This is a genomic window from Aeromicrobium alkaliterrae (genome assembly GCF_039529015.1).
GTDB lineage: Bacteria > Actinomycetota > Actinomycetes > Propionibacteriales > Nocardioidaceae > Aeromicrobium > Aeromicrobium alkaliterrae.
The window spans coordinates 222,472-248,005 of sequence record NZ_BAAAME010000005.1 but is presented as its reverse complement, the minus strand read 5'-3'; the positions used below and the strand labels follow the sequence as shown (position 1 = coordinate 248,005).

At 71.3% G+C, this 25,534-nt stretch carries 24 protein-coding genes; 14 read left to right on the top strand and 10 right to left on the bottom strand.

From position 1 onward, the window contains the following. Position 1 precedes the first annotated feature (1 nt). The 5 genes from ABD127_RS15265 (at position 2) to ABD127_RS15245 (ending at position 5,584) form a co-directional block, all read left to right on the top strand. Positions 2 to 901 (top strand): branched-chain amino acid ABC transporter permease, encoded by a 900-nt coding sequence (locus ABD127_RS15265; protein WP_344203054.1) that lies wholly within the window; start codon positions 2 to 4, stop codon positions 899 to 901. Continuing rightward, complete coding sequence (locus ABD127_RS15260) at positions 901 to 2,046, top strand: branched-chain amino acid ABC transporter permease (RefSeq protein ID WP_344203052.1); 1,146 nt, start codon at positions 901 to 903, stop codon at positions 2,044 to 2,046. The genes ABD127_RS15265 and ABD127_RS15260 overlap by 1 nt, the downstream gene beginning before the upstream one ends. Positions 2,047 to 2,049: 3 nt before the next feature. Continuing rightward, positions 2,050 to 3,237: a thiolase family protein gene (locus ABD127_RS15255; protein ID WP_344203050.1), complete on the top strand. Its 1,188-nt coding sequence runs from the start codon at positions 2,050 to 2,052 to the stop codon at positions 3,235 to 3,237. Continuing rightward, positions 3,234 to 4,289, top strand: coding sequence for an NAD(P)H-dependent amine dehydrogenase family protein (locus ABD127_RS15250; protein ID WP_344203049.1), 1,056 nt, complete (start codon positions 3,234 to 3,236; stop codon positions 4,287 to 4,289). Before ABD127_RS15255 ends, ABD127_RS15250 begins: the two co-directional genes overlap by 4 nt. Positions 4,290 to 4,363: 74 nt before the next feature. Next, positions 4,364 to 5,584, top strand: coding sequence for an acetyl-CoA acetyltransferase (locus ABD127_RS15245; RefSeq protein ID WP_344203047.1), 1,221 nt, complete (start codon positions 4,364 to 4,366; stop codon positions 5,582 to 5,584). Positions 5,585 to 5,642: 58 nt separating this feature from the next. Here ABD127_RS15245 and ABD127_RS15240 read toward each other — a convergent pair whose 3' ends face one another. Beyond that, complete coding sequence (locus tag ABD127_RS15240; protein ID WP_344203046.1) at positions 5,643 to 6,035, bottom strand: nuclear transport factor 2 family protein; 393 nt, start codon at positions 6,033 to 6,035, stop codon at positions 5,643 to 5,645. A gap of 208 nt (positions 6,036 to 6,243) precedes the next feature. Between ABD127_RS15240 and ABD127_RS15235 the strand changes: the two genes are divergently transcribed. Both ABD127_RS15235 and ABD127_RS15230 read left to right on the top strand, forming a co-directional pair. Further along, the gene (locus ABD127_RS15235) at positions 6,244 to 7,518 is read left to right on the top strand and encodes an ABC transporter substrate-binding protein (RefSeq protein ID WP_344203044.1); all 1,275 of its coding nucleotides are present in this window, start codon (positions 6,244 to 6,246) and stop codon (positions 7,516 to 7,518) included. 144 nt (positions 7,519 to 7,662) lie between these two features. Continuing rightward, a complete protein-coding gene (locus tag ABD127_RS15230; RefSeq protein WP_344203042.1) occupies positions 7,663 to 9,186 on the top strand; it encodes a catalase in 1,524 nt (507 codons plus the stop codon). Between the two features lie 62 nt (positions 9,187 to 9,248). Here ABD127_RS15230 and ABD127_RS15225 read toward each other — a convergent pair whose 3' ends face one another. From ABD127_RS15225 to ABD127_RS15210, 4 genes are all read right to left on the bottom strand, one after another. After that, positions 9,249 to 9,836, bottom strand: coding sequence for a C39 family peptidase (locus ABD127_RS15225; protein WP_344203040.1), 588 nt, complete (start codon positions 9,834 to 9,836; stop codon positions 9,249 to 9,251). Further along, positions 9,833 to 10,855: a hemolysin family protein gene (locus ABD127_RS15220; RefSeq protein ID WP_344203039.1), complete on the bottom strand. Its 1,023-nt coding sequence runs from the start codon at positions 10,853 to 10,855 to the stop codon at positions 9,833 to 9,835. The genes ABD127_RS15225 and ABD127_RS15220 overlap by 4 nt, the downstream gene beginning before the upstream one ends. Further along, positions 10,848 to 12,263 carry a hemolysin family protein gene (locus ABD127_RS15215; RefSeq protein WP_344203037.1) on the bottom strand — a complete coding sequence of 472 codons (1,416 nt, stop codon included), beginning with the start codon at positions 12,261 to 12,263 and terminating at the stop codon, positions 10,848 to 10,850. Before ABD127_RS15215 ends, ABD127_RS15220 begins: the two co-directional genes overlap by 8 nt. Before the next feature lie 606 nt (positions 12,264 to 12,869). Beyond that, entirely contained in the window at positions 12,870 to 15,164 is a 2,295-nt protein-coding gene (locus tag ABD127_RS15210; protein ID WP_344203035.1) for an MMPL family transporter, read from the bottom strand. Between the two features lie 100 nt (positions 15,165 to 15,264). Between ABD127_RS15210 and ABD127_RS15205 the strand changes: the two genes are divergently transcribed. Next, positions 15,265 to 15,855, top strand: a complete 591-nt coding sequence (locus ABD127_RS15205; protein ID WP_344203033.1) for a TetR/AcrR family transcriptional regulator — start codon at positions 15,265 to 15,267, stop codon at positions 15,853 to 15,855. A 139-nt stretch (positions 15,856 to 15,994) separates the two neighbouring features. Here ABD127_RS15205 and ABD127_RS15200 read toward each other — a convergent pair whose 3' ends face one another. Then, a complete protein-coding gene (locus ABD127_RS15200; protein WP_344203031.1) occupies positions 15,995 to 16,612 on the bottom strand; it encodes a 2-phosphosulfolactate phosphatase in 618 nt (205 codons plus the stop codon). Positions 16,613 to 16,716: 104 nt separating this feature from the next. Between ABD127_RS15200 and ABD127_RS15195 the strand changes: the two genes are divergently transcribed. Continuing rightward, positions 16,717 to 17,880 carry a zinc-binding dehydrogenase gene (locus ABD127_RS15195; protein ID WP_344203029.1) on the top strand — a complete coding sequence of 388 codons (1,164 nt, stop codon included), beginning with the start codon at positions 16,717 to 16,719 and terminating at the stop codon, positions 17,878 to 17,880. A gap of 169 nt (positions 17,881 to 18,049) precedes the next feature. Here the strand turns inward: ABD127_RS15195 and ABD127_RS15190 are convergent, their stop codons facing one another. From ABD127_RS15190 to ABD127_RS15180, 3 genes are read right to left on the bottom strand one after another with little or no spacing between them, the layout of a single operon-like run. Next, positions 18,050 to 18,535 carry a YqeB family protein gene (locus ABD127_RS15190; RefSeq protein WP_344203028.1) on the bottom strand — a complete coding sequence of 162 codons (486 nt, stop codon included), beginning with the start codon at positions 18,533 to 18,535 and terminating at the stop codon, positions 18,050 to 18,052. A gap of 2 nt (positions 18,536 to 18,537) precedes the next feature. Further along, on the bottom strand, positions 18,538 to 18,810 hold the full coding sequence (locus ABD127_RS15185; protein ID WP_344203026.1) for a hypothetical protein: 273 nt from the start codon (positions 18,808 to 18,810) through the stop codon (positions 18,538 to 18,540). Between the two features lie 15 nt (positions 18,811 to 18,825). Next, positions 18,826 to 20,427, bottom strand: coding sequence for a helicase HerA-like domain-containing protein (locus ABD127_RS15180; RefSeq protein ID WP_344203024.1), 1,602 nt, complete (start codon positions 20,425 to 20,427; stop codon positions 18,826 to 18,828). Positions 20,428 to 20,475: 48 nt separating this feature from the next. Here ABD127_RS15180 and ABD127_RS15175 point away from each other — a divergent pair, with 48 nt between their 5' ends. Next, complete coding sequence (locus tag ABD127_RS15175; RefSeq protein ID WP_344203022.1) at positions 20,476 to 20,775, top strand: type II toxin-antitoxin system VapB family antitoxin; 300 nt, start codon at positions 20,476 to 20,478, stop codon at positions 20,773 to 20,775. Continuing rightward, positions 20,775 to 21,287: a LytR C-terminal domain-containing protein gene (locus ABD127_RS15170; RefSeq protein WP_344203021.1), complete on the top strand. Its 513-nt coding sequence runs from the start codon at positions 20,775 to 20,777 to the stop codon at positions 21,285 to 21,287. Before ABD127_RS15175 ends, ABD127_RS15170 begins: the two co-directional genes overlap by 1 nt. A 12-nt stretch (positions 21,288 to 21,299) precedes the next feature. Here the strand turns inward: ABD127_RS15170 and ABD127_RS15165 are convergent, their stop codons facing one another. Beyond that, positions 21,300 to 22,778, bottom strand: coding sequence for a potassium/proton antiporter (locus tag ABD127_RS15165; protein WP_344203020.1), 1,479 nt, complete (start codon positions 22,776 to 22,778; stop codon positions 21,300 to 21,302). Between the two features lie 154 nt (positions 22,779 to 22,932). Between ABD127_RS15165 and gmd the strand changes: the two genes are divergently transcribed. From gmd to ABD127_RS15150, 3 genes are read left to right on the top strand one after another with little or no spacing between them, the layout of a single operon-like run. Then, a complete protein-coding gene (gene gmd, locus ABD127_RS15160; protein WP_344203018.1) occupies positions 22,933 to 23,964 on the top strand; it encodes a GDP-mannose 4,6-dehydratase in 1,032 nt (343 codons plus the stop codon). Further along, positions 23,961 to 24,947: a GDP-L-fucose synthase family protein gene (locus ABD127_RS15155; RefSeq protein WP_344203016.1), complete on the top strand. Its 987-nt coding sequence runs from the start codon at positions 23,961 to 23,963 to the stop codon at positions 24,945 to 24,947. Before gmd ends, ABD127_RS15155 begins: the two co-directional genes overlap by 4 nt. After that, positions 24,944 to 25,459 (top strand): DUF4916 domain-containing protein, encoded by a 516-nt coding sequence (locus ABD127_RS15150; RefSeq protein WP_344203015.1) that lies wholly within the window; start codon positions 24,944 to 24,946, stop codon positions 25,457 to 25,459. The genes ABD127_RS15155 and ABD127_RS15150 overlap by 4 nt, the downstream gene beginning before the upstream one ends. Positions 25,460 to 25,534: the final 75 nt, after the last annotated feature.

Sequence of the window (25,534 nt, the reverse complement as noted above, 5' to 3'; positions counted from 1 at the left end):
CATGGACATCTTCCTGACCCGCCTGTTCGCGGGCATGACGGCCGGCTCGATCTACGCGATGATCGCGCTGACGCTGGTCATCGTGTTCCGCAGCTCGGCGACGATCAACTTCGCGCAGGGCGAGTTCGCCCTGTTCACGACCTACATCTCCTGGTGGCTCTCCGAGCGCGGCTGGAACATCTGGGTCACGCTGATCCCCGCCGTGATCATCGGCTTCGTGCTGTGCGCCGCGGCCGAGCGCTTCCTGGTCCGGCCGGTGCGCCGCCGTGACGAGGCGGCCGTGCTGATCGTCGGCCTGGCGCTCTTCACCGGGCTCAACGGCCTCTCGGGCACGATCTGGGGCTCGGACGACAAGGTCTACCCCCGCCTCGTGCCCGTCTCGATCGACTCCTTCCTCGACATCGCCGGCGCGCGCCTGTTCTACGACTCCCTGTTCGTGATGGGCGCGCTGGTCGTGATCGTCGGCGGACTCTCGCTCCTGATGAGCCGGACGAACCTGGGCCTGCAGATGCGCGCCGTCGCGACCAACCAGGAGTCGGCCGGGCTCTGCGGCATCAAGGTCGGACGCGTGTTCATGATCAGCTGGGGCCTGGCGGGCGCCATCGGTGCGGTCGCCGCGGCGATCCTCGTGCCGATCCTGCCGCCCGGCCAGCTCGGGCTGCCGGGCATGTTCCACATGCTGATCTTCGGCACGGTCGCCGCGATCCTGGGTGGCCTCGACAGCATCAAGGGTGCGGTCGTCGGCGGCCTGTCGCTCGGCGTGGGCCTGGCGATGATCAACGGCTACGGCTCGGCCCTCGGCGGGTCGATCTCCCTGACGGTGGCCCTGGTGGTCGTCGTCGCGGTCCTGGGTCTGCGACCCAGCGGACTGTTCGGCAGCAAGCGTCTGGAGCGTGTGTGATGAGCACCCTGATCGACAAGAACACGGCCGCCCCGAGCCAGGACAGCGGCCCGAGCGAGGGGCGTCGGGGTCCGCGGATCATCCTGCGCGGCAGCAGCACCCACCGCGCGATCATCGCCGCCGGCCTCGCCGTGGCCGCGATCGTGGTGTTCTGGGGCGGCACGCTGCAACCGTTCGAGCAGGGTCAGCTGACCCGCGCCGCGATCTTCGCGATCGCGATCCTGGGCCTGAACTTCACGACGGGCTACGTGGGCCTGCTGTCGGTCGGCCACTCGGCCTTCCTCGGCCTCGGTGCCTACACGACCGGCGTCCTGGTCGTGAACTACAACCAGACCGCGCTCTCGACGATCCCGGTCGCGATGGCGATCTGCTTCGTCGTGGGTCTGCTGGTCGGCATCCCCGCCCTGCGCATCCGGGGCCTGTACCTCGCGATCGTCACCCTGGCGCTGGGCGTCGCGTTCCCGGAGATCGTGGCTCGCCTGGGCGGCCTCACCGGGGGAGCGGAGGGACTGACGATCCGGCGCACGCTGCTGCGTCCGCCGGAGTGGTCCGGCTTCACGCTCGGCGAGAAGGACCAGTGGCTCTACTGGCTCACGATCGTGTGCCTCGTGCTGGCCTTCGTCGTGCTGCGCAACATCATCAAGGGCCGCTACGGCATGGCGATGAACGCGGTCCGTCAGAACGAGATCGCCGCGGCGGCCTCCGGCGTCAACATCGCCGCGGTCAAGCTGTTCAGCTTCGCGGTGTCGGGCGCCATCACGGGCCTGGCGGGCAGCCTGTTCGCGATGTACATCGGCAGCCTGTTCGCGGAGGGCTCGTTCACGGTGCTCGCCGGCATCACGCTCCTGATCGGCCTGGTCGTCGGCGGCGAGCGCACGATGGCCGGCCCGATCATCGGCGGCCTGGTCGTGGTGTTCCTGCCGTACTACACCTCCGACATCGGCGGCGGCCAGGCCTCGGCCGTGCTGTTCGCGATCGTCCTGATCGCCGTGGTGTTCGTGGCTCCCGACGGCATCGCCGGTGGCATCAGGCGCCTGGTGCGGCGGTTCGTCCGCGTCGAGGCGCAGCGCCCCGCTGGCGCGGGGCAGGTCCTGCCCTCCGCCCCTGACGCCGCCCCCGTCGCGCGCCGCGGCAGCGAGGACTGAGCGGTGGGGGAGGCGTTCGTCTACGACGCGATCCGCACGCCGCGGGCCCGCGTGCGCCGTGACGGCGGGACCCTCGCGGGCGTCCCGTCCTACGACCTGCTGGCGCACCTGCTGCGCGAGCTGGCTCACCGTGGCCTCCCGCCCGAGGTCGTCGACGACGTCGTGATCGGCGTCAGCACCACGGTCGGTGAGCAGGCCGGCGACCTCGCGCGGGTCGCCGTCATGCGGGCCGCATGGCCTGACGAGACACCTGCCGGGGTCGTGTCGCGGTTGTGCTGCTCGGGACTGGACGCGATCGCGAGCGGCGCCGGCCAGGTGCGCTCGGGGATGGCCGACGTCGTCGTGGTGGGTGGCGCGGAGTCGATGTCGCGCACGCCGATGATGAGCGACCAGCCGGCCTTCGCGCTGCAGGACGAGCTGGGGGAGTCGACCGGCTTCGTGACGATCGGCGTCGCGGCCGACGCGACCGCGGTCAAGCACGGCTTCGGCCGTGCCGAGCTCGACGCCTTCGCGGTGCGGTCGCACGTGCGGGCCGCGGCCGCCGAGTGGGCGTGCGTCGTGCCGATCGAGGTCGACGGCCACCTGCTCGACCGCGACGAGGGTGCGCGTCCCGACGTCACGACGGAGTCGCTGGCGCAGCTGCCCGCGCTGTTCTCCACCGATCCTCTCTGGGAGCGGGTCGAGCGCCGCCTCCCCGGTTTCGAGCGACCCGCGACCGGCCTGCACACCGTGGCCACGGCGCCGCAGATGTGCGACGGGGCCAGCGCGGCGGTGATCGGCTCGGCGCAGGCTGCGGAGACGCTGGGCCGGGCACCGCTCGCCCGCGTCGCGGGATGGGCGCACGTCGCGGTCCGCTCGCCGAGCCTCGACGGCACCGTCGCCGCCGCCCGCACGGCGCTGACGCGGGCCGGCATCACGGCGGGTGACCTCGCGGTCGCCGAGCTCAACGAGTCGTTCGCGACGACCCCGCTGCTCCTGGCGCGCGAGCTCGACCTGGACGACGACGTCGTGAACGTCCAGGGCGGTGCGGTCGCGGTCGGGCACCCGCTCGGGGCGAGCGGCGGCATGCTGCTGGCGCACGCGACCGAGCTCCTCGGTCGCCGCGGCGGCGGGTACGGGCTCCTGGTCATCCCGGGCGCGCTCGGTGTGGCGACCGCGATCGTGATCGAGGGTCTGGGGGCTGCGGCATGACCGCGCCCGAGGCGCGCCGCTACCGGGTCGTCCAGTGGGCGACCGGTGCGATGGGCACGGCGTGCCTGCGCATGCTGCTGGACCACCCGAGGGTCGACGTCGTCGGCGTCCACGTCTACAGCGAGGCCAAGGCGGGCCAGGACGTCGGTGAGATGGCCGGCCGCGGGCCGACCGGCGTCCGGTCGACGAGTGACCGCCAGGCGATCCTCGACCTCGACGCCGACGTCGTGGTCCACGCGGGGCGCATCGGCACCTACGGGAGCCACGACGACGACATCATCGCCCTGCTCGAGAGCGGCGCCAACGTCATCTCGATCAACGGCTACAGCCACCCGGCCTCGCGACCCGGACCACGCCTGGACGCGCTGCAGGCTGCGGCCGAGCGGGGCGGGTCCACGCTCATGGCTGCAGGGCTCAACCCGGGCTTCGCCGGGGAGCAGCTGGCGGTCGTCGCGAGCGGGCTCGTGGGTCGGCTCGACCACGTCGAGATCGTGGAGCACGCCGACAGCAGGGCCGTGCGCGACCCGGGCTACCTCTTCGACACCCTCGGCTTCGGCCAGACGCTCGCCGAGCTGGGGTCGCGGGTGGAGGGGCCCGGTGCGGCGCTCGAGGGCATGTTCACCGAGGTGCTCGACGCCACGGCGCACCACCTCGGTCTCAGACTCGACGCGATCGAGCCCGACCACGTGCAGCACCTGGCCGCCTCCGACCTGGAGGTCAAGGCCGGCACGGTCCGCGCGGGCACCGTGAGCCACTTCAACTGGCGGTGGCACGGGCTCGTCGCGGGCGAGCGTCGTCTGACCGTCTCGATCCACTGGTACCTCGAGACCGCGCACCTCGACCGGGACGACCCGCCGCTGTGGCAGGTCCACCTGACGGGTCACCCCGGCGTGCGCATCGACGTCGAGCTGGAGAAGCACCCGGACGACACGAGCCGCATGCCCGCCGAGCCGTACGCCGTGGGGGCCTCGGTGGTCAACACGCTGCCGCACGTCGTCGCGGCCCCGCCGGGCGTCCAGGTGCGGCCCCTCGCCACGCCCGCCTGGTCGTGACCGAGGGTTGCCCGCGGCGACGTCCCGACTTACTCTGATATCTGTAGCATGATCATCACGACCTGGAGGTCCCCATGGCCGGCACGAACATCTGGATCCTCGGCGGTCACCAGACCGACTTCTCGCGCAACCTGGTGCGGGAGGGTCTGGACTTCGCCGACCTGACCTCCGAGGTCGTCGACGGCACGCTCGAGGCCTCGGGCGTCGATCCGACCACGATCGGCGTGGTCCACGTCGGCAACGCCTTCGGCCAGCTGTTCGCCGGTCAGGGCCACCTCGGCACGATGCCTGCGACGGTGCGCGAGGAGCTGTGGGGCCTGCCGTCCTCGCGCCACGAGGCCGCCTGCGCCTCGGGCAGCATCGCCGTCCTGAGCGCGATGTCCGACCTCCAGGCCGGTCACTACGACGCCGCCCTGGTGGTCGGCGTCGAGCTGCAGAAGACCGTGCCGGGCGACAAGGCGGCCGAGTACCTCGGCGCCGCGGCCTGGATCGGTCACGAGGGCCAGGACGCCACGTTCATGTGGCCGCACATGTTCTCCCGGATCGCCGAGGAGTACGACCACCGCTACGGCCTCGACCTGACGCACCTGCACGCGATCGGCGCGAAGAACTTCGCGAACGCCAAGGCGAACCCGAACGCCCAGACGCGCGGCTGGGACGTCCCGGACCTGCGTGTCAGCGGGACCGACGACGCCGTGAATCCGCCGGTCGAGGGCGTGCTGCGTCGCTTCGACTGCAGCCAGATCACCGACGGCGGTGCGGGCGTCGTGCTCGTGACCGACGCGTACCTCGAGCGCCACCCGCACGTGCGGCCGATCGGTCGACTGGCCGGCTGGGGCCACCGTTCGGCCGGGATCGGCCTGGACCGCAAGATCGAGCGCACGGCCGGCGAGGACTACCTCATGCCGCACCTGCGTCAGGCGGTGCTCGAGGCCTTCGACCGCGCGGGCACCGACCTCGACGGCGTCGACGGCCTGGAGACCCACGACTGCTTCTCGGCGAGCGAGTACCTCGCGATCGACCACATCGGCCTGACCGAGCCGGGCGCGTCCTGGAAGGCGATCGAGAACGGTGAGACCGAGATCGGCGGCACGCTCCCGATCAACCCCAGCGGTGGCCTGATGGGCGGCGGCCACCCGGTGGGGGCCAGCGGCGTGCGCATGCTCCTCGACGCGGGCAAGCAGGTCAGCGGCACCGCCGGCGAGTACCAGGTCGAGGGCGCCGAGACGTTCGCGACGCTCAACTTCGGCGGCAGCACCGCCACGACCGTGAGCTTCGTCGTCACCCGCGACTGAGCGTGGACGGCCGAGGGCCCGGACCTGGTCAGGTCCGGGCCCTCGGCCACGCGCTGCCTCAGGGGCGGAGGCTGGCGGCCTGCTTGGAGTCCAGGTACTCGTCCAGGCGGCTGATGCGGCCCTGGTCGTCGACCTGCACGACGACGCACGCGTGCAGCTCGACGGGCTCGCCGGTGCGGATGTGCACCCCGCGCAGGACGTGCTGCTGGACGACGCCTCCGTCGAACAGCTGGATGCGGCGGTCGTCGTAGGAGCGGTCGCGCACCCACTCGGGCATCTTCTCGAGCAGGCGGGCGTTCTCGGCGACGGTCTGCTCCGCGTTGTCGTGGTTGTGCCAGATCACCGCGTCCTCGGCGTAGATGTCGTACAGGTCGGACGCGTCGCCGGCCTGGGCGGCCGCGATGATGCGGTCGAGCAGCTGGACGTGCGGGTGGCGGGTCTCGTCGGTCATCTCGGGCTCCGTTCGCTGAGGTCTCGGGGCGCAACCACGACCCGGGTCGCGTCGGACTGTAGCGGAGTCACTTCGTTAAGTGAAGTAATCGGGCCGCGACGCGACGCAATCGCCGGAAGGGCTTGACGGGAGTCACTCTGTTTCATAGAGTCCCACCGTTAGTTGTAGTGACTCACATCACGCAACCCGTCCCCCCGAGAGGTACACCATGACCACGAACCGTCGCTTCCGCCGGGCGCTCCCGGCCGGGATCGTCGCCGCCGTCCTGACGCTGAGCGCCTGCTCGCAGGGGTCGACCGACGACGACTCCGGCAGCAGCGCCGACGGCTTCTACTCCGTCGACGACTGCATCGACCCGGCCGCGGCGACCGAGGAGATCACGGGCGACATCAAGGTCGGCTACAGCGTCCCGCTGTCCGGTCCCGTCGCCGGCCCCGCCGCGATCAGCACCGTCGGGTACGACGCCCGCATCAAGGCGTACAACGACGCCGGTGGCCTCGACGGCCAGAAGATCGAGGTCATCTACAAGGACGACGCCTTCGCGCCGGACAAGGCCAAGGCCAACACGGTCGACTTCATCCAGAACGACCAGGTCCACGTGCTCTCGACCTTCGGTGGTGGCCAGGTCGCCGCGATGGCCGACGACCAGAACGCCAACTGCGTGCCGATGCTCTACCCCAGCGCGTCGAACCCCGACACCTACGTCATCGACGACTACCCGTGGACGGTGCAGTTCCTGGCCGAGTCGAGCCGTGAGGCCGAGTTCGTGCTGCAGGCGATCCAGAGCAAGATGGGCGACAAGGACTTCACGCTCGGCCTGGCCGTCAACCAGACCGCGAGCGGCGAGATCAACGCCGAGAGCTTCAACGAGGTCGCCGAGGCGGCCGGGGTGGACATCGCGGTCGAGGTCCCGGCCACGGACCCGACCGTCGCCGCCACGCAGCTCAAGGAGGCCGGCGTCGACGTCGTCTACCACGTGGGCCTGACGGGCACCTGCGCCCCGCTCAACAACGCGATGGCACGGGTCGGCCTCGAGCCGGAGTTCGTGATCCTGCCGGCCAACTGCGCCAACAAGGCGGAGTGGACCGCGGTCGGCGAGGCCGGTGAGGGCGCGGTCGTGCCGCTGTTCCTGCGCAACCCCAACGACCCGGGTGCCGACTCCGACCCCGCGGTCCAGGAGTACATGAAGCAGACCGAGGGCATCGCGTCGCAGGCCGACGCCGTGACCGCGGCCGGGTGGGCCATGGCCGACATGCTGATCGCCACGATCGAGCAGGCGGCGGACTCCGAGGACGGCCTGACCCGGGCCAGCCTGATCGAGGCGGCGCGCAACCTCGACTACTCCTCGCCCATGTTCCTGGAGGGCATCTCCTGGATCAGCACGCCGGAGAAGCTGACGGGTCTGAGCGGCTTCGAGTCCGGCGTCTGGTCGGCCGAGACGCTGGCGTTCGTGCCCAGCGGCGAGGTCATCCAGGTCGACTGACCTGACGTCCACGGACGGGCCCGACACCATCTCGGTGTCGGGCCCGTCCCCGTCCGAGCCGCTCGTGAGGTGAGGCGACCCTTGCGGTTGGAGTCGCGACGAGCGGGTACGCCACCGGGGACATCCGATCTTCGAGGAGCCCCCATGACTGACCAGGAACGGCCCGCCACGACCACCGACGCCGGGATCCCCGTCGCGAGCGACGAGCACTCGCTGTCCGTCGGCGCGGACGGCCCGCTGCTGCTCCAGGACCACTACCTGATCGAGCAGATGGCCAACTTCAACCGGGAGCGCATCCCGGAGCGCCAGCCCCACGCCAAGGGCGGCGGCGCGTTCGGCAGCTTCGAGGTGACGCACGACGTCACGGCCTTCACCCGCGCCGCGGTGTTCGCTCCCGACACGACGACCGACGTCCTCGCCCGCTTCTCGACCGTCGCGGGCGAGCGCGGCAGCCCGGACACGTGGCGTGATCCGCGCGGGTTCTCGCTGAAGTTCTACACGAGCGAGGGCAACTGGGACATGGTCGGCAACAACACGCCGGTCTTCTTCATCCGCGACCCCATGAAGTTCCAGCACTTCATCCGCTCGCAGAAGCGACGCCTCGACAACAACCTGCGCGACCACGACATGCAGTGGGACTTCTGGACCCTCGTCCCGGAGTCGGCGCACCAGGTCACCTGGCTCATGGGTGACCGCGGCATCCCGCGCACCTGGCGGCACATGAACGGCTACTCGAGCCACACGTACTCGTGGATCAACGAGGCCGGCGAGCACTTCTGGGTCAAGTACCACTTCAAGACCGACCAGGGCATCGAGACCTTCACGCAGGACGAGGCCGACCAGATGGCGTCGGCCGACACCGACTACCACCAGCGCGACCTGTTCGAGCACATCGAGAGCGGGGAGCACCCGAGCTGGACGCTGCACGTGCAGGTCATGCCCTTCGAGGACGCCAAGACCTACCGCCTCAACCCCTTCGACCTCACGAAGGTGTGGCCGCACGCCGACTACCCGCTGCAGGAGGTCGGCCGGCTGACGCTGAACCGCAACGTGACCGACTACCACACCGAGATCGAGCAGGCCGCGTTCGAACCGAACAACACGGTCCCGGGCACCGGGCTCTCGCCCGACAAGATGCTGCTCGCCCGCGGCTTCAGCTACGCCGACGCGCACCGCGCCAGGTTGGGCGTGAACTACAAGCAGATCCCGGTCAACGCCCCGACCTCGCCGACGAACAACTACCAGAAGGACGGCGCGATGCGGGTGCAGAACGCCACCTCGCCGGTCTACGCGCCGAACTCGTACGGCGGGCCCGCGGCGGACCCGGCCCGCACCGACGACGGCGGTCGCTGGCACGCCGACGGCGACATGGTGCGCACGGCGTACACGCTGCGCGAGGACGACGACGACTGGAGCCAGGCCGGGGCGCTGGTGCGCGAGGTCATGGACGAAGCCGCTCGTGGGCGCCTGGTCGACAACGTCGTGGGGCACCTGCTGAACGGGGTCAGCGAGCCGGTCCTGCAGCGCGCCTTCGAGTACTGGCGCAACGTCGACGGCGACATCGGCGCCAAGATCGAGGAGGGCGTGCGCGCGAAGGCCGACGAGACCGACCCCAAGGCCGACGAGCAGGGCAACACGGCGCGGTCGAGCATGCAGGACAAGGCCTGACCGCCTGACGCCCCCGGGGGCGGTGAGTCAGCAACCCTTCCGAACTCGATGAGGTTGCCAGCTCACCGCCCGCCCGAGGTGGGCCGTGAGGTCGACGACTCGAGCAGCGCCCTCGCCCGATCGGACTGCGCCGGCGGCCACGGCACGATCGCACGCCCGGTGTAGGACGAGAAGCGGTCGGCCGGCACGCGGTCGCGCGAGGCGCCCCAGCGGCCCGGGTCGGCGATGGCCACCTGCCCGTCCGGGGTCGATCCGCCGACCGTGATGAGGTGCCCGCCGCGCGAGCCGTCGTCCGGCAGGGTCGGGCCGACGGACACGATCACCGGGAACCCGGCGTCGCCGACCCGCACGACGTCGTCGATCCCGGGCAGCTCCACCGCCGCGCCGTCGAGGCCGTGGCGGCGGGCGACGTCGACGAGGCGCGCGTGCACGATGCCCTGCGGCACGTACGCCTCGAGCTCACGGGCTGCCTCGACCAGGTCCCACAGCCGCGGCACCGGCAGGTCGTGGAACGTCAGCACCGTCCGCAGGCACGCCAGGCCGCACACGCGGTCGCCCCACTCCTCGAGCTCGGCGGCGTCGACCCCGAGCGGCACCTCCGCCTCCGGCTGGAGGTGGAGGTGCTGCGGGAAGCGGACGAGCGGACTCATGCGCCCGCCGGCGCTCCGCTCGTGCCGCTGGGCACGAGGCCCTGCATCATGTCCGCGATCGTCACGACGCCCAGGTCGCCCGTCGTGCGGCGCACGAGGCTCAGCTGGGTGCTGGTCTCGCGCATCCGCGCCAGCGCCGCGAGCACCGTCATGCCCGCATCGAGCACCTGGCAGTCGCGCAGCAGGCCGGTGACCGGCGTGCTGCCCGGCAGCGTGATGGTGTCGCGCACGTGCACGACGTCCATCGTCTCGTCGCCCGTGCGCACCAGGATGCGCAGGTGGCCGGAGTCCCGGCTGGCCCGCTGCACGTCAGCCACCGTGGCGTCGGCATCGACGGCCACGGGCACCGACGGGCGGACCACGTCGGCCAGCGTGAGCCGTCCGAGGTCGAGCGCGCCCGAGAGCTGCTCGGAGAACGACGCGTCCAGCACGCCGACCGAGGACGAGTGCTTCACGAGCGCCCGCAGGTCGTCGGAGTTCTGACCCGTCGCGAGCGAGTCGACGGCGTCGACCCCGACACGCTTGAGGATCCAGTTCGCGATGTTGTTGAGCAGGTGGAGCAGTGGGCGCGTCAGCCACATGAAGCCGCGCATCGGCAGCGCCAGCAGCGTCGCCGAGCGCTCGGGGTGCGCGATGGCCCAGGACTTCGGCGCCATCTCGCCGACGACGAGGTGCAGGAACGTCACGACCACCAGGGCCAGGGCGAAGCCGATCACGTCGGCACCCCAGTAGGGCAGACCCAGGTCCTCGAACGCCGGGGTCAGCCAGTAGTGGACGGCCGGCTTGGTGATCGCGCCGAGCGCGAGGACGCACAGCGTGATGCCGAGCTGGGCGCCGGCCAGGAGGACCGACAGCTCGGACGCGCTGCGGAGGGCCGCTCGGCCGCCGCGGCTGGTGGCCGCGACCTCCTCCAGGCGGTGCCGCTTGGCGGCGATCAGGGCGAACTCGATCGCGACGAAGAAGGCGCTGGCCGCGATGATCACGACGGTGGCGACGAGCACGATCCACGGGTCATCCATGAGTGCCCTCCTCTCCCTGCGGTGCGAGCTCGTCGACGGCGTCGCCGCCCTCGACGACGCTCAGGCGGACCGACGACGGCACGTACTGGTCGACCTCGAGCACGTCGACCACGAGGTGGCGCACGATCGGCTCGTCCTCGTGGGCGAGGTCGCCCGGGTCGTCGGGCAGGCGGACGTTCACGGTCTCGCCCGGGTCGGGCAGGGTGCCGTTCTCGGCGATCACGAGGCCCGCGATCGTCTCGAAGTCGCCGCGGGGCAGCATCAGCACGAGCTCGCGCTCGACCTCGTCCAGCGGGGCGTCGCCGCGCACGATCCAGCCGTCGCCGTCGGGAACCAGCAGCGGCTCCTCGGTCTCGTCGTGCTCGTCCTGCAGGTCGCCGACGATCTCCTCGACGAGGTCCTCGATCGTGATGATGCCGGCCAGTCCGCCGTACTCGTCGACGACGCAGGCGAGCTGGTCGTCCGCCGCCACGATCTGGGCGAGGGCCTCGGGCAGGAGCATCATCTCCGGCACCACGACCGGGGTGCGCATGACGGTGGTGACCGGACGCGTGTCGTCCTGGTCGACGTCCGGGAGATCGTCCGGCAGCAGCAGGTCGGTCAGGTGGACGACGCCGAGGATGCGGTCGTCGTCGTCGATCACGGGGTAGCGGGAGTGCTCGGTGCTCATCATGCGTCGCACCTCGCCCACGATCGTGTCGGCGTCGACGGTGTCGACCCGGGAGCGAGGCACGAGCGCGTGGTCGACGTCGCGTCGCGGGAAGTCGAGCATGCGGTCGAGCAGGAGCGACATCTCGTCGGTCAGGTCGCCCGCAGCGCGCGACTCGGCCACGATGTGGCGCAGGTCGCGCGGGGTGGCCGACGACTCGACGTCGTGCACGGGCTCGATGCGCAGGGCCTTGAGCAGCAGGTTGGACGCCTGGTCGAAGAACCAGATGAGCCACCCGGTCACCGCGAGGTAGGCCAGGGTCGAGCGCGCCAGCCAGCGGGCGACAGGCTCCGGTCTGGAGATCGCGAGGTTCTTCGGCACGAGCTCGCCGAAGATCATCTGCACGACGGTCGCGAACGCCAGGGCCAGCACGGTGCCGATCGCGACGCCGGTGGCCGTGGAGACCCCGGTGCCGGAGAGCATGTCGCCGAAGGCGGACCCGATCAGCGGCTCGGCGACGTAGCCGACGAGCAGGCCGGTCACGGTGATGCCGAGCTGGGCGCCCGACAGCATGAAGGACGTGCGACCGGTGACCTTGAGCGTGCGCTGGGCGGAGGCGTCTCCGGCCTCGGCGCGCGCCCTCAGGCGGGACCGGTCGACGGCCATGTAGGCGAACTCCTGGGCCACGAAGTAGCCGGTGGCGAGCGTGATCACGAAGACCACGACCACGCCGAGGAGCAGGGACAACACGATGGTCATGACATCCGGCCCGTCAGGAGAGAGTCTCTACTGGCTTGATACGGACCGGATCTCGGACTTTGACCGGGCACTGGCTCCCTCACTGGAGTCGTCGGTGGATGCGCTGAATCTAGCAGCGGCACCAAGGTCCCGCACGCTTCCGTGTGCGGGACCTGTGGCAATGCTGTGGCGACGAACCCGACGCGCCCGTTGGCTGAGGTGTGAGGAGCGCTAGCGACGAGCCTCGAAGCCGCCGGTGGGTGTCGCTGGGCGGGGGCACCCCCCTTCGAGGCTCGCTCGTTCCTCGCTCGCACCTCAGGGGGCGGAGAGCCGGGCTTCCCGTTGGCTGAGGTGTGACCGAGCTCTGCGAGGGAGCCTCGAAGCCGCCGCCGGTGTCGCTGGGCGGGGGCACCCCCCTTCGAGGCTCGCTCGTTCCTCGCTCGCACCTCAGGGGGCGGAGAGCCGGGCGTCCCGTTGGCTGAGGTGTGACCGAGCTCTGCGAGGGAGCCTCGAAGCCGCCGCCGGTGTCGCTGGGCCGGGGCACCCCCTTCGAGGCTCGCTCGTTCCTCGCTCGCACCTCACGGGGCGGGAACCCGACCGCCCCGTCGGCTCGCTCGCTTCGCCAGCTCAGGAGTCGGCGTGCTTGCCCGCGAGGTGCTTCGCGTCGTCGGGGCCGGTCGGCGGCTCGGTCGTGTCGGCGACGTGCCTCGGCGCGCCGGACTCCGCCTCGAGCCGGCGGGCCAGCGACTCGCCCTCGACGTCGAGGTCAGGCATGGCCCGGTCGAGCCAACGGGGGAGCCACCACATGTGCTTGCCGACGATCGACATGACGGCCGGAACGATCAGCATCCGCACGAGGAACGCGTCGGCCAGGACGCCGACCGCCAGGGCGAAGCCGATCGTCTTGATGATGATGTCGCTGCCGCCGGCGAAGCCGCCGAACACGCCCATCATGATCAGCGCGGCAGCCGTCACGACGCGGGCGCTGTGCGCGAATCCGTGCACCACGGCGTCGCGGGCCTCGCGACCGTGCACGAACTCCTCGCGCATCCGCGAGACCAGGAAGACCTCGTAGTCCATCGCCAGGCCGAACAGGATGCCCGTCAGCAGCAGCGGGAGGATGAACATCACGGGTGCCTCGGCGTCGAGCCCGATGAGCCCCTGGAGCCAGCCCCACTGGAACACCGCGACGGTCGCGCCGAGCGAGATGCCGACCGAGGCGAGGAAGCCGAGGGTCGCCTTGAGCGGCACGAGGATCGAGCGGAACACCAGCACCAGCAGGATGAAGGCCAGGCCGATCACGACGACGAGGTACTTCGGGAACGCCTCGGCGAGGCTCTCCGAGATGTCGACGCCGGCGGCGGTCTGGCCCGTCACGTACGGCACGGCGCCGGTCTCGCCCTCCAGGCCGGAGAGGGCCTGGCGCACGTCGGCCACGAGGTCCTTCGTCGCCTGATCGGACGGCCCGCTCTCGGGCACGACCGTGATCGCCGCGAACTGCGTCTGCTGCAGCTGGGCCGCGAACATCTGCACCGCTGCCGGGTCGGTCGGGTCGGTCACGGGTGGCACGACCGCGGCGACGTCCTGGTCGACGGTGGAGACCTCGGCCAGGGCCTCGTCGACCGCGGCGGCCGGGTCGTCGGCGCCGGCGGTGTCGATGATGACCGTCAGCGGACCGTTCGCGCCCGGGCCGAAGGTGTCGGCGATCAGGTCGTAGGACTGGCGCGCCTCGTTGCTGGACGGCTTGGACCCGTCGTCGGGCAGGGCGAGCTCCATCTGGAGCACGGGCAGCGACGCGAACACGGCGAAGCCCAGGCCGAGCAGCAGCGCCGGCCAGCGGAACCTCGCGACGAGCTCGACCCAGCGGCGCCCCGTCGTGACGACGCCCTCGGCCTCGGGGTCGCGGTTCTTCAGTCCGGGGATGCGACCCCCGACGACCCGCCTGCCGGTCAGTGCCAGCAGCGCGGGCAGCAGGGTCAGCGAGACGAGCACGGCGACGGCCACGGTGGCGGCGCCCGCGAGGCCCATCTGGGTCAGGAACGAGATGCCCGTGATCGACAGGCCGGCCAGGGCGATGACGACGGTGAGCCCGGCGAACACGACCGCCGAGCCGGCGGTGCCGACGGCGATCGCGGCAGCCTGCTCGTGGTCGCGGCCCTCGTGCACCTCGTGCTTGAACCGCGACATGATGAACAGGGCGTAGTCGATGCCGACGGCGAGCCCCAGCATCGAGGCGAGCGCCGGCGTGACTGACGAGAGCTCCATGAAGCCCGACAGCGTCGTGACCCCCAGGATGCCGATGCCCACTCCGACGACGGCGGTCACGAGGGGCATGCCGGCGGCGACGAGCGAGCCGAAGGTGATCGCGAGGACCACGAGCGCGATCGCGATGCCGATGGCCTCGGCGGTGTGCGAGAGCTCGGTGACGGAGACCGCGTCGCCACTGACGAGAGCGGTCAGGTCGGCGTCGCGCAGGTCGGCGACGGCGTCGTCGAGGGCGGACAGGTCCGCCTCGTCGAGCTCGGAGGCCTGGCGGTCGTAGGTGACCGTGACGTAGCCCGTCGAGCCGTCCTGCGACAGCGTGCCCGCCGTGAAGGGGTCCTCGGCGGAGACCACGTGGTCGGTCGTGGCGGCCTCGACCGCGGCGGCGACCTCGGGCTGGCTGTCGCTCAGGGCCTGGCCGTCGGGGGCCTGCACGACGATGCGGGCGACGGCACCGTCGGTCGAGACGCCGGTGCGGTCCTTGACCAGGTCGGCGGCCTGGCTGGACTCGATGTCGGGGAGCTCGAACGAGTCGCTCGTGGGTCCGGAGAGCGTCAGTGCGGCGACGCCGCCACCGAGGAGCAGGGCGATCCACAGCCCGATCACCGCGAAGCGGCGACGGAAGCTCCAGCGTCCCAGCTTGTACAGGTACCAGGCCACGACGACCCTCTCTTCTCCCTCGGTCCGCCGAGTGCGGACTCCCAATATGGAAGTAAATCCCATCTTGGGAGGAACTTCAACTGTGATATAAACTGCATCCATGGGACTGCGAGAGCAGAACGCCGCGCGGACGCGCCAGCACATCGCCTCGGCGGCGATGCGCGAGTTCGGCGAGCGTGGGTACGACGCCACGACGATGGAGGACGTCGCGCGCGGCGCCGAGATCGGCCTCTCGACGCTCTACCGCTACTTCCCCACGAAGGAGCAGCTCGCCACGGCCTACCTGGGCGACCCCAGCCTGATGGCCGACGCCCTGCGGGCGCGGCCGGCCGACGAGCCCGCCGAGGTCGCGATGGGGCAGGCGTTGCTCAACTTCATCGGCCTGGTGGCCTCGACGCCCGACGAGGCGCGCATCTTCGGCGGCATCATGGAGGAGAGCAGCCGGGTCCGTGCGCGCCTCCTGGAGTGGCTCGGCGACGTCCACGTGGCCCTGGCCGACGCGCTCACCGATCGCCAAGGGCTCCCGACCGGCGACGTCGGTGCCGCGGCCGAGGCGTGGCTCGCGATCCTGGTGCTCCAGCAGGCCACCCTCGCCTCCGACGTTGACGACCCCGCGCGCGCCCGCGAGCAGGTCGTCGGTGTGATGCGCGACCTCGCCACCCGCACGATCCGCTCCCCCCGCGCGGAGTAGCGCCGGACTGCGGCGGTGACGGTGTGCCCTTCGAGGCTCCTCGTTCCTCGTCGCACCTCAGGGCGCGAAGACGTGCCCGCCCCCTGAGGTGCGAGGAACGAGCCTCGAAGGGGGCACCTCGACCACCGGTGGCGGGGACCTACGGCGCCGGGACGAAGCCTTGGGAGCCGAGAAGGGGGACGGTCAGCGAGCCGTCGAGGTCCGCCGCGCGGTGCAGGGCGTCGTGCTCGCCGGCCGCGATGCAGAGCTGGCCGCCCGCGCAGGCGACGAGGTGCGACTCCTCGCGGCCGGCGATGAGGCGGTAGGAGTCGGCGGCCCAGGCGGCCTCGGGGGACAGGCCGCGCCAGTCGTGGTCCTCGAGCGCCGCGAGTATCGCGCCGGCCCCCCAGAGGTCCTCCACCGCGGGGCGGAGCGAGCCGTCGGGCCAGAGGTCGCCGGCCGCGATGACCGCGATCGTCTGCTCGTCCTCGTCGTGCTCGCGGGCCAGCCAGTCGGCGACGGCCCGCGCGTTGTGCAGCGATCCGGCCACCACCGTCGTGACCCGCGACGACAGCTCGTGGGCCAGGCGGCCCGTGGGGTCGGCGGGGTCGATCGCCCACACGGGCGACCCGGCGTCGAGGCCGTGCGCCACGGCGGTCGTCGCGTGCAGCACGTCGACCACGACGGCGACGTCGACCCCGTCGGCCACGGCGGCCGCACCGGCAGTGCCCCACTCGAAGCGCACGGTGTGCGCGAGCTGGGCGAGGGCGGGATCCATGCCGTCCAGTCTGCCTCGTCGTCGGTCGGATACATTCGTGTACTGGAACGCGTGACCTGCGTCATACCCGGCGCTAGGCTCACGCTCGAGTCGAGAGGACGCCCATGCGCGCAGTCGTGTGTCACCAGAGCGAGCTCACCGTCGAGGACGTCCCGGACCTCGTGCCGGGCCGGGGGCAGATCCTGCTCAAGGTCCTGCGAGCCGGGATCTGCGGGTCGGACCTGCACGCCCGTCACCACTCGCAGGTCACGCACGACACGGTCGCCGAGGTCGGGTACGACGACTTCATGACCCCCGACGACCGGGTCGTCATGGGCCACGAGTTCGTCGGCGAGGTCGTGGCCTACGGGCCCAAGACCCACGGCCGCTGGCCCGTCGGCACCCGGGTCGTCTCGCTCCCGCTCGTGCGCACCGAGCACGGCCTGCAGATGACGGGCCTGACCCCGCGGGCCGGTGGCGGCTACGCCGAGCACGTGCTGGTCTCCGAGGCCGTCACGATGGAGGTGCCGGCGAAGGTCCCGGTCGACCACGCCGCGATGACCGAGCCGCTCGCCGTCGCCTGGCACGCCGTGCGCAAGGGCCGCGTCGGCCGCAAGGACACCGCCGTCGTGATCGGCTGCGGCCCGATCGGCCTGGCCGTGATCCTGATGCTCAAGGCCTCCGGCGTGAAGAACGTCGTCGCGAGCGACTTCTCCGCGGGCCGCCGCGAGCTGGCCCGGCAGTGCGGGGCGGACGTGGTCGTCGATCCGTCCGTCGAGTCGCCGTGGGACCGGTTCGTGGCCAGCAAGCGCTACGTCACCGACGCCCCGAGCTTCATGGAGCTCGGCATGTCGACGATGGAGAAGCTCCGATTCCTTCCGCGCACCCCGTGGTGGCGGGCGTTCCAGGTGGCCGAGAAGCTCGGTGCGCTGCCGACCGGCCCCGTGGTCTTCGAATGCGTCGGCGTGCCGGGCATCCTCGAGCAGATCAGCACCGCGGCGCCGCTGCAGAGTCGCATCGTCGTGGTCGGCGTGTGCATGGAGCCCGACACGTTCCGTCCCGTCATGGCGATCAACAAGGAGCACGAGCTCCGCTTCGCGTTCTGCTACGACCCGGCCGAGTTCCGGCAGGTGCTGATGTGGCTCGCGGACGGCACGGTCGACCCGTCGCCCCTGCACACCGGCACCGTGGGCCTCGACGGCGTGGCGACCGCCTTCGACCAGCTCGGCGACCCGGAGTCGCACGCCAAGATCCTGGTCGACCCGGTCAGCGAGGCCACGAGCGCCTGACCGCCGCCCCCGGTGGTTGTGGTGCCCCTTTCGAGGCTCGCTCGTTCCTCGCTCACACCTCAAGGGGCGGAAAAGCGGCCGTCACCGGTGGTTGAGGTGCGAAGGCGCTCTGGCGCCTGAGCCTCGAAACCTCGGTCACGCCCCGGGTACCGCAACCACCGCGCGGGGGCTACTCCGACTCGTAGGGCCAGCCGCGGTCGACGAACGCGGCGCGCACGGCGTCGCGCTTGGCCTCGACGGTCTCCTCGAAGAGCCGGCGGCCCTGGGTGCCGTCGATCACGACCTTCTTGCGGTCGCGGTGCACGCCCACGACCTGGTCGCGGGTCAGGGTGCGACGGTCCTTGCCGTGGACGACCACGACCCGGTCGTCGTGCACCTCGAGCCGGTACTCCGACTCCAGCGTCACGGCGGCGAGCACGAGGCCGGCGACGAGGCCGACGATCCCGCGGACGGCCCACTGCCACGGCTCGTCGAAGTCACCGACCCAGCGCAGCGGCTCGCTGAACGGGATGAACGGGACGTCGGCCAGCCACGCGGCGAGCAGCGGGGCCAGCACCAGCACCAGCACGCCCCCGCCGCCCAGGAGGACGTAGGTCCAGACGGTGTCCTCGCGGTTCGAGCCGAGGTACGCGTGCTCGCGCGGTTCCGCCGACACGGTCAGGCGGTGGTGGTCTCGACGTCGTCCTCGTCCGAGACGTCGTCGGCGTCCGACGTCTCGTCGGTGTCGGGGACGTCGCGCGGAGGCGCGGGGGTCTGATCTGCGGCCTTGGAGGATCCGGCGCGCAGGGCCGGGGGACCGATCACGGCCTGCTTGACGAGGTCGTACGCGTGGGCCACGCCCGACAGTGCCCGCTCCGAGGCATCGACCCAGGAATGTCCCTCACCGAGGTTGCGGTGGAGGAGCGTCAGGTAGAGCGACGGGCGGGGCATGGGTCAACTCTACGTTCACCTTCGCCGCTTGCCGAACAGGATGCGCGCGACTTCCCGACCGAGTGTCCGGCCGGCCTCGTCGGCGACGCGGTCCAGCGGCGACTGGCGGCTCCTCGTGCGCCGGGGCGCTCGGCTGCGGGAGCGGCTCCGCGGGGCGCGGCGGGGCGCGGGTTCGGGGGCGCTGTCGGCCAGCTCGTCCTCGAGCCGGTCGGCCTCGCGGGCGAGGCGGTCGTCGCGCCCGGCAGCCTCCGGATCCACGCGCGGAGCCGGCGCGGCGTCCGGTGCGGGTGCCGCCGGGGCGGGCGCGTACTTCGCCGCGAGCGGCGAGCTCGTGGCCAGGCCCTCCAGCACGTCGGCCGGTGCCGGGGCCATCGAGGCCTGGGGTGCACGCAGGCGCGTCCACGCCACGGGGGTGGGTGCACCCTTCTCGCTCATCACGGTCACGATCGCCTCGCCCGTCGCGAGCTGGGTCAGCACCGCCGCGAGGTCGTAGCCCGAATGGGGATATGTCGACACGGCGGCCTTGAGCGCCTTGGCGTCGGCGGGGGTGTGGGCGCGGAGCTGGTGCTGCACCCGCGAGCCGAGCTGGGCCAGCACGGCGTCCGGGAGGTCGCCGGGGCTCTGCGTCACGAAGACGATGCCGACGCCCTTGGAGCGGATCAGGCGCACGGTCTGCGTCACGACCTCGAGGAAGTCCTTCGAGGCGTCCGCGAACAGCAGGTGCGCCTCGTCGAGGAAGAACACGAGCTTGGGCCGGGGCAGGTCGCCGACCTCGGGCAGCTCGGCGAACAGGCGCCGCAGCAGGTACATCAGGAACGTCGAGAACAGCACGGGCCGGTCCTGCACACCGGGCAGCTCCAGCAGCGAGACCTGTCCGCGGTCGTCGGCGGCCGTGGCGAGCAGGTCGGTGACCTGGAACGAGGGCTCGCCGAAGAACACGTCGGCACCGGCGTCGGCGAACACGATGAGCTCCCGCAGGATGACGCCGGCCGTGGCCTTCGACAGGCCGCCGAGGTCCTCGAGGTCGGCCTTGCCCTCGGCGCTGGTCAGGTGGTGCACGACCTGTCGCAGGTCGTCGAGCGTCACGAGCGGTCGCCCGGCGCGCTCGGCGTGGTGGAACACCAGGGCGAGCGAGGACTCCTGGGTCTCGTTGAGCCCGAGGACCTTGGCGAGCATCACGGGGCCGAAGTCGGCCACGGAGGCGCGGATCGGGACGCCCGTGCCCACGCCGCCCAAGGCGAACGGGGTGACGGAGCAGGCCGCCGGCTGCCAGTCCTGACCGATGTCCTGCGTGCGGGCCGTGAGGCGTTCGTCGGCCACGCCGGCGACCGCCATGCCCGACAGGTCGCCCTTCAGGTCGGGCGCGAAGACCGGCACGCCCAGCGTGCTGAGCTGTTCGGCGAGGAGCTGGAGGGTACGGGTCTTGCCCGTGCCGGTCGCGCCCGCGACCAGCCCGTGCCGGTTGAACATCGCGACCGGGATGCGCACGGGCACGTCGGGGACGGCCTCCCCGTCGACCAGCACCCCCAGCTCGATGGCATCGCCGGCGAAGGCGTAGCCCTCGCGCACGGTCGTCCGGACGTCGCCCAGGGCCTCGGAGGCCTCGCCACTCGCCATGGGGCCGAGCCTAACCGCGCCCGGGCCGTCGTCTCCTAGACTGGCGGGATGATCTTCCGGGAGGTGTCCGAGGGGCGGCCGTACCCCGACCACGGCCTCAGCGCCTCCGGGTGGGCCGAGATCTCGCCCAGCCAGGTCCGGCTCGACGACCTCACGACGACCAAGAGCAAGCTCGACCTCGCGCTGCTGCTCGACGAGGACTCGACGTACTACGGCGACCTGTTCGCCCACGTCGTGAGCTGGCAGGGTCGGCTGTACCTCGAGGACGGGCTGCACCGCGCCGTCCGCACCGCGCTCCAGCAGCGGCACATGCTGCACGCTCGGGTCTACACGATGGGAGCCCGCTGATGACGCGGACCTGGAACCTGCTGACGTCGCTCGTCGCCGTCGCGGTGTTCGTCGCCGGCGCCCTGGTGGGCTGGAACCTCCTGACGGCCAAGGCCGACACCGAGGCCGGACCCACCTGCACCGAGCGCAACGTCGCGGCGGGGGAGGCGCTGACGCCGAACCTCGTCCAGGTCAACGTGCTCAACGTGTCCGGTCGCAGCGGCCTGGCGAACCGGGTCAGCATCAACCTGCAGCGCTACGGCTTCCTGGCGGGCACGATCGACAACGCGACGAGCGAGATCCCGGTCGACCACGTCGCGATCTTCACGAACGATCCCGACGACCCCATGGTCCAGCTCGTGGCGCTGCAGTTCCAGGTGCCGCCGCAGATCGTGGCACCCGACATCCCGATCGACGACAAGGGCGTGACGGTCGTCGTGGGCCCGAGCTACACGGACCTGAACCTGACGCCGCCGACGGAGATCGCCGCGTCCCGCGACGTCAGCGTCTGCGTGCCGCTCGTCGAGCTCTGAGTCGCCCGCGGCTCAGTCGCCCCAGCCGGCAAGCCGGCCGTGGCGCGCCACCTGGCTCAGGCGACGGTCGACCTGCTCGCGCACCTGACGCGAGCTGACGATCAGCATCTCGTCGCCGGCCATGATGCGCGTGCTGGTGGTCGGCACGATCGTGCGCTCCCCGCGGACCAGCAGCGAGACCATGGCCCCCTCGGGTAGCCGCAGCTCGCCGACCTCGATGCCGGACAAGCGTGACTCCGGGCTGACACGGACCTGCAGGAGGTCGGCCGAGACCCGCTCCAGGGGCGCCGACTCGACCTCGAGCTCGCGCACCTCGCCCAGCACGCCGCACCACGAGGCCAGCGCGCCGAGCGGCGCGGCCTGGGCCAGCGTGTAGACGACCACCGCGACGAACACGATGTTGAACAGGTCGCGTGAGCCCTCGACGCCGCTCGCGAGCGGGATCGTGGCCAGGATGATGGGCACCGCGCCGCGCAGGCCGGCCCAGCCGATGAACAGCTGTTCTCGCCAGTTGATGCCGAACCACGCCGCGCACACCGCGATCGACAGCGGGCGGGCGACGAAGGTGAGGATCGCGCCGGCCGCCAGGCCCATCCACACGTGCCAGGCGGAGAACTCGTCGGGGTTGGCGAGCAGGCCGAGCATCACGAACAGGGCGATCTGCGCCAGCCAGCCGACCCCCTCGACGAACGACCGGGTCGCGGTGCGGTGCGGCAGCTCGGTGTTGCCGAGCACCAGGGCTGCGACGTAGATCGCCGCGAAGCCCGAGGCGTGGATCGCGGCCGACGAGGCGTAAGCGAGGATCGTGAACGCCAGGACCACGAGCGGGTACAGGCCCGAGGCGGGCAGAGCGACGCGCCGCAGCAGCGAGCCGCCGAGCGCGCCCACCGCCAGGCCGATCCCGACGCCGACCACGATCTCGTACAGGATCAGCGCGACGAACGCCCAGATCCCGTTCTCGACCAGCTCGCCGGTGCTGATCGCGACGACCAGGACCACGATCGGTGCGTCGTTGAGGCCGGACTCGGCCTCGAGGGTGCCGCTGACACGGTGCTTGAGGTTGACGGTGCGCAGGACCGAGAACACCGCCGCCGCGTCGGTGGGCGTCAGGACCGCCGCGAGCAGCACCGACAGCGTCCAGTCGAGCCCCAGGAACGCGTGCACGCAGACCGCCACGACCAGGACGCTGACGACGGACCCGAGGGTCGCGAGCAGCAGACCGAACCCGATCGACGGCCGCACGTGGGCCCAGTTCGTCGTGATGCCACCCTCGGCGAGGATCAGCATCAGCGCGGCGAAGCCCAGCGAGAGCGCCAGGTCGGCGTCGTCGAACTCGATGCCGAGCCCGTTCGTGCCGAGCAGCAGGCCCAGACCGAGGTACATCAGCAGCGACGGCAGACCCGCCGAGACGGACAGGCGAACGGCCAGCACGGCGACGATCAGCACCGCGGACCCGATCAGCAGGAACTGGTCGAGGTCGTGGACGTCCACCGCGGCCTCCCAGGGTCTGGTGCGTGGGGGCAGTCTATCGGTCGTGACGACCGTCTCGGCCCGGTACGCGCGTTCCCTGGAGCCCACAGGCGCGACTCACCTAGACTCGCGCTGGGCCGCGACGGCCCTCCGACCCCACGACTCGCGAGGTGCGATGAGCAAGACGGCGTTGATCACCGGAATCACGGGTCAGGACGGCTCGTACCTGGCCGAGCTCCTGCTCGCCAAGGGCTACGAGGTCCACGGGTTGATCCGTCGCGCGTCGACGTTCAACACCTCGCGGATCGACCACCTGTACCAGGACCCGCACGAGACGGACGCGAAGCTGTTCCTGCACTACGGCGACCAGTCCGACGGCGCTCGCCTCGTGACCCTGATGTACGAGATCCAGCCCGACGAGGTCTACAACCTCGCGGCGCAGTCGCACGTGCGCGTCTCGTTCGACGAGCCCGAGCACACCGCCGACACCACCGGCACCGGCACGGTCCGCCTGCTGGAGGCCGTGCGCCAGTCGGGCATCAAGCCGAAGTTCTACCAGGCCTCGAGCTCGGAGCTGTACGGCGCGACCCCGCCGCCGCAGGACGAGAACACCCCGTTCTACCCGCGGTCCCCGTACGCCGCGGCGAAGCTCTACAGCTACTGGATCACCAAGAACTACCGCGAGGCCTACGGGCTGTTCGCCGTGAACGGGATCCTCTTCAACCACGAGTCCCCGCGGCGCGGCGAGACGTTCGTGACGCGCAAGATCACCCGGGCCGTCGCCGCGATCAAGGCGGGCACGCAGGAGCACCTGTGGCTCGGCAACCTCGACGCGGTCCGCGACTGGGGCTACGCCGCCGAGTACGTCGAGGGCATGTGGCGCATGCTGCAGGTCGACGAGCCGGAGGACTTCGTGCTCGCGACCGGTGTGGGCATCACGGTGCGCGAGTTCGTGCAGATCTCCTTCGAGCGCGCCGGGCTCGACTGGGAGGAGCACGTGCGCTTCGACGAGCGGTACCTGCGCCCGACCGAGGTCGACGCGCTGATCGGCGACCGCTCCAAGGCCGAGGCCAAGCTGGGCTGGGTCCCGACGATCGACGGCCGCGAGCTCGCGAAGCTCATGGTCGACGCCGACGTCGAGGCCCTGACCCACGCCGGGCGGCCGTGGCACGACGAGGTGAAGCTCGCGTCCTGGGGCACCGCATGAGCGAGCTGCCCACCGACGGGGTCGACTTCACGCCCGGTCCGCTCGAGCGCGAGTCCCGCTTCTACGTCGCGGGGCACCGCGGGATGGTCGGCTCGGCCATCGTCCGCAAGCTCGAGGCCGAGGGCTTCACCGACGTCGTCGGCCAGTCGTCGTCCGAGCTCGACCTCAAGGACCGCGACGCGGTCTTCGCCTACTTCGCCGAGACCAAGCCGCGGTACGTGGCCCTGGCGGCCGCCAAGGTCGGCGGCATCCTCGCCAACAGCACGTACCCGGTCGACTTCCTGTCCGAGAACATGCGCATCCAGGTCAACGTCCTGGACGCGGCGCTCGAGCACGACGTCGAGCGCCTGATCTTCCTCGGCTCGTCGTGCATCTACCCCAAGTTCGCGCCGCAGCCGATCACCGAGGACGCGCTGCTCACGGGTTACCTCGAGCCGACCAACGACGCGTACGCGATCGCCAAGATCGCCGGCATCATGCACGTCCAGGCCGTGCGCCGTCAGTACGGCAAGCCGTGGATCAGCGCGATGCCGACCAACCTCTACGGGCCGAACGACAACTTCAGCCCGCAGGGATCTCACGTGCTCCCGGCCCTGATCCGTCGCTACGACGAGGCCGCCCGCGCGGGTGACGCGTCGGTCACGAACTGGGGCACGGGCACCCCGCGTCGCGAGTTCCTGCACGTCGACGACCTCGCCGCCGCCGTCCTGCACCTGCTCGAGCACCACGACGGGCCGCAGCAGGTGAACGTGGGCACGGGCTCCGACGTGACGATCGCCGAGATCGCGGCCACGATCGCCGGTGTCACGGGCTTCGAGGGCGACACCGCGTGGGACACGTCCAAGCCCGACGGCACGCCGCAGAAGGTCCTCGACGTCTCGAACCTCGCCACGGCGGGGTGGACGGCACAGATCAGCCTGGAGGACGGTCTGCGCTCGACCTACGCCTGGTACCTCGAGAACGCGGACCGGCTGCGCGAGTGAGCGGTCCGCTCGACGCCGAGCTCTGGGCCCGGGTGCAGGAGTCGGTCCCGATCCTGTGCGTCGACGTCGTGCCGTTCCGTCGCGGCGAGACCGGGCTCGAGGTCGGCCTGATCCGGCGCACGTTCGCCGACACCGCCGACGAGGTCTGGTGCCACGTCGGCGGTCGTGTGCAGCACGGCGAGACGACCGACGAGGCCCTGGCCCGCCACCTGCGCGAGACCTTCGTGCTACCCGACGAGCTGACCGACCTCGGCACCGACCCGCAGCCGCACCACGTCATGCAGTGGTTCCCCGGCGACCTGCGCCGCGGACCCACCTACGGCGACGATCCCCGCAAGCACGCACTCAGCCTGTGCTTCGCCCTCGACCTCGGCGCGGAGCTCACGACCCGCACAGGCGGTGAGGGCACCGACGTGCAGTGGTTCAGCCCGACAGGGCTCGAGAGCGCCGACCTCTGGCCCGGCACCCAGCACCTGGTCACCGCAACGCTCGCCGGCGCCGCCCTCCCCTGACCCCACCAGATCTGCGCACTTCCTCGGCCGATTCGACCGCGAAGTGCCGAAGAAGTGCGCACATCTGGAGAAGTG

Coding starts and splice junctions, on each gene's coding strand:
- ABD127_RS15250 (WP_344203049.1), top strand. CDS start 3,234: ATGACCGCGCCCGAGGCGCGCCGCTACCGGGTCGTCCAGTGGGCGACC.
- ABD127_RS15245 (WP_344203047.1), top strand. CDS start 4,364: ATGGCCGGCACGAACATCTGGATCCTCGGCGGTCACCAGACCGACTTC.
- ABD127_RS15205 (WP_344203033.1), top strand. CDS start 15,265: ATGGGACTGCGAGAGCAGAACGCCGCGCGGACGCGCCAGCACATCGCC.
- ABD127_RS15185 (WP_344203026.1), bottom strand. CDS start 18,810: ATGCCCCGCCCGTCGCTCTACCTGACGCTCCTCCACCGCAACCTCGGT.
- ABD127_RS15265 (WP_344203054.1), top strand. CDS start 2: ATGGACATCTTCCTGACCCGCCTGTTCGCGGGCATGACGGCCGGCTCG.
- ABD127_RS15225 (WP_344203040.1), bottom strand. CDS start 9,836: ATGAGTCCGCTCGTCCGCTTCCCGCAGCACCTCCACCTCCAGCCGGAG.
- ABD127_RS15180 (WP_344203024.1), bottom strand. CDS start 20,427: ATGGCGAGTGGCGAGGCCTCCGAGGCCCTGGGCGACGTCCGGACGACC.
- ABD127_RS15260 (WP_344203052.1), top strand. CDS start 901: ATGAGCACCCTGATCGACAAGAACACGGCCGCCCCGAGCCAGGACAGC.
- ABD127_RS15240 (WP_344203046.1), bottom strand. CDS start 6,035: ATGACCGACGAGACCCGCCACCCGCACGTCCAGCTGCTCGACCGCATC.
- ABD127_RS15220 (WP_344203039.1), bottom strand. CDS start 10,855: ATGGATGACCCGTGGATCGTGCTCGTCGCCACCGTCGTGATCATCGCG.
- ABD127_RS15230 (WP_344203042.1), top strand. CDS start 7,663: ATGACTGACCAGGAACGGCCCGCCACGACCACCGACGCCGGGATCCCC.
- ABD127_RS15235 (WP_344203044.1), top strand. CDS start 6,244: ATGACCACGAACCGTCGCTTCCGCCGGGCGCTCCCGGCCGGGATCGTC.
- ABD127_RS15155 (WP_344203016.1), top strand. CDS start 23,961: ATGAGCGAGCTGCCCACCGACGGGGTCGACTTCACGCCCGGTCCGCTC.
- ABD127_RS15200 (WP_344203031.1), bottom strand. CDS start 16,612: ATGGATCCCGCCCTCGCCCAGCTCGCGCACACCGTGCGCTTCGAGTGG.
- ABD127_RS15195 (WP_344203029.1), top strand. CDS start 16,717: ATGCGCGCAGTCGTGTGTCACCAGAGCGAGCTCACCGTCGAGGACGTC.
- gmd (WP_344203018.1), top strand. CDS start 22,933: ATGAGCAAGACGGCGTTGATCACCGGAATCACGGGTCAGGACGGCTCG.
- ABD127_RS15215 (WP_344203037.1), bottom strand. CDS start 12,263: ATGACCATCGTGTTGTCCCTGCTCCTCGGCGTGGTCGTGGTCTTCGTG.
- ABD127_RS15175 (WP_344203022.1), top strand. CDS start 20,476: ATGATCTTCCGGGAGGTGTCCGAGGGGCGGCCGTACCCCGACCACGGC.
- ABD127_RS15170 (WP_344203021.1), top strand. CDS start 20,775: ATGACGCGGACCTGGAACCTGCTGACGTCGCTCGTCGCCGTCGCGGTG.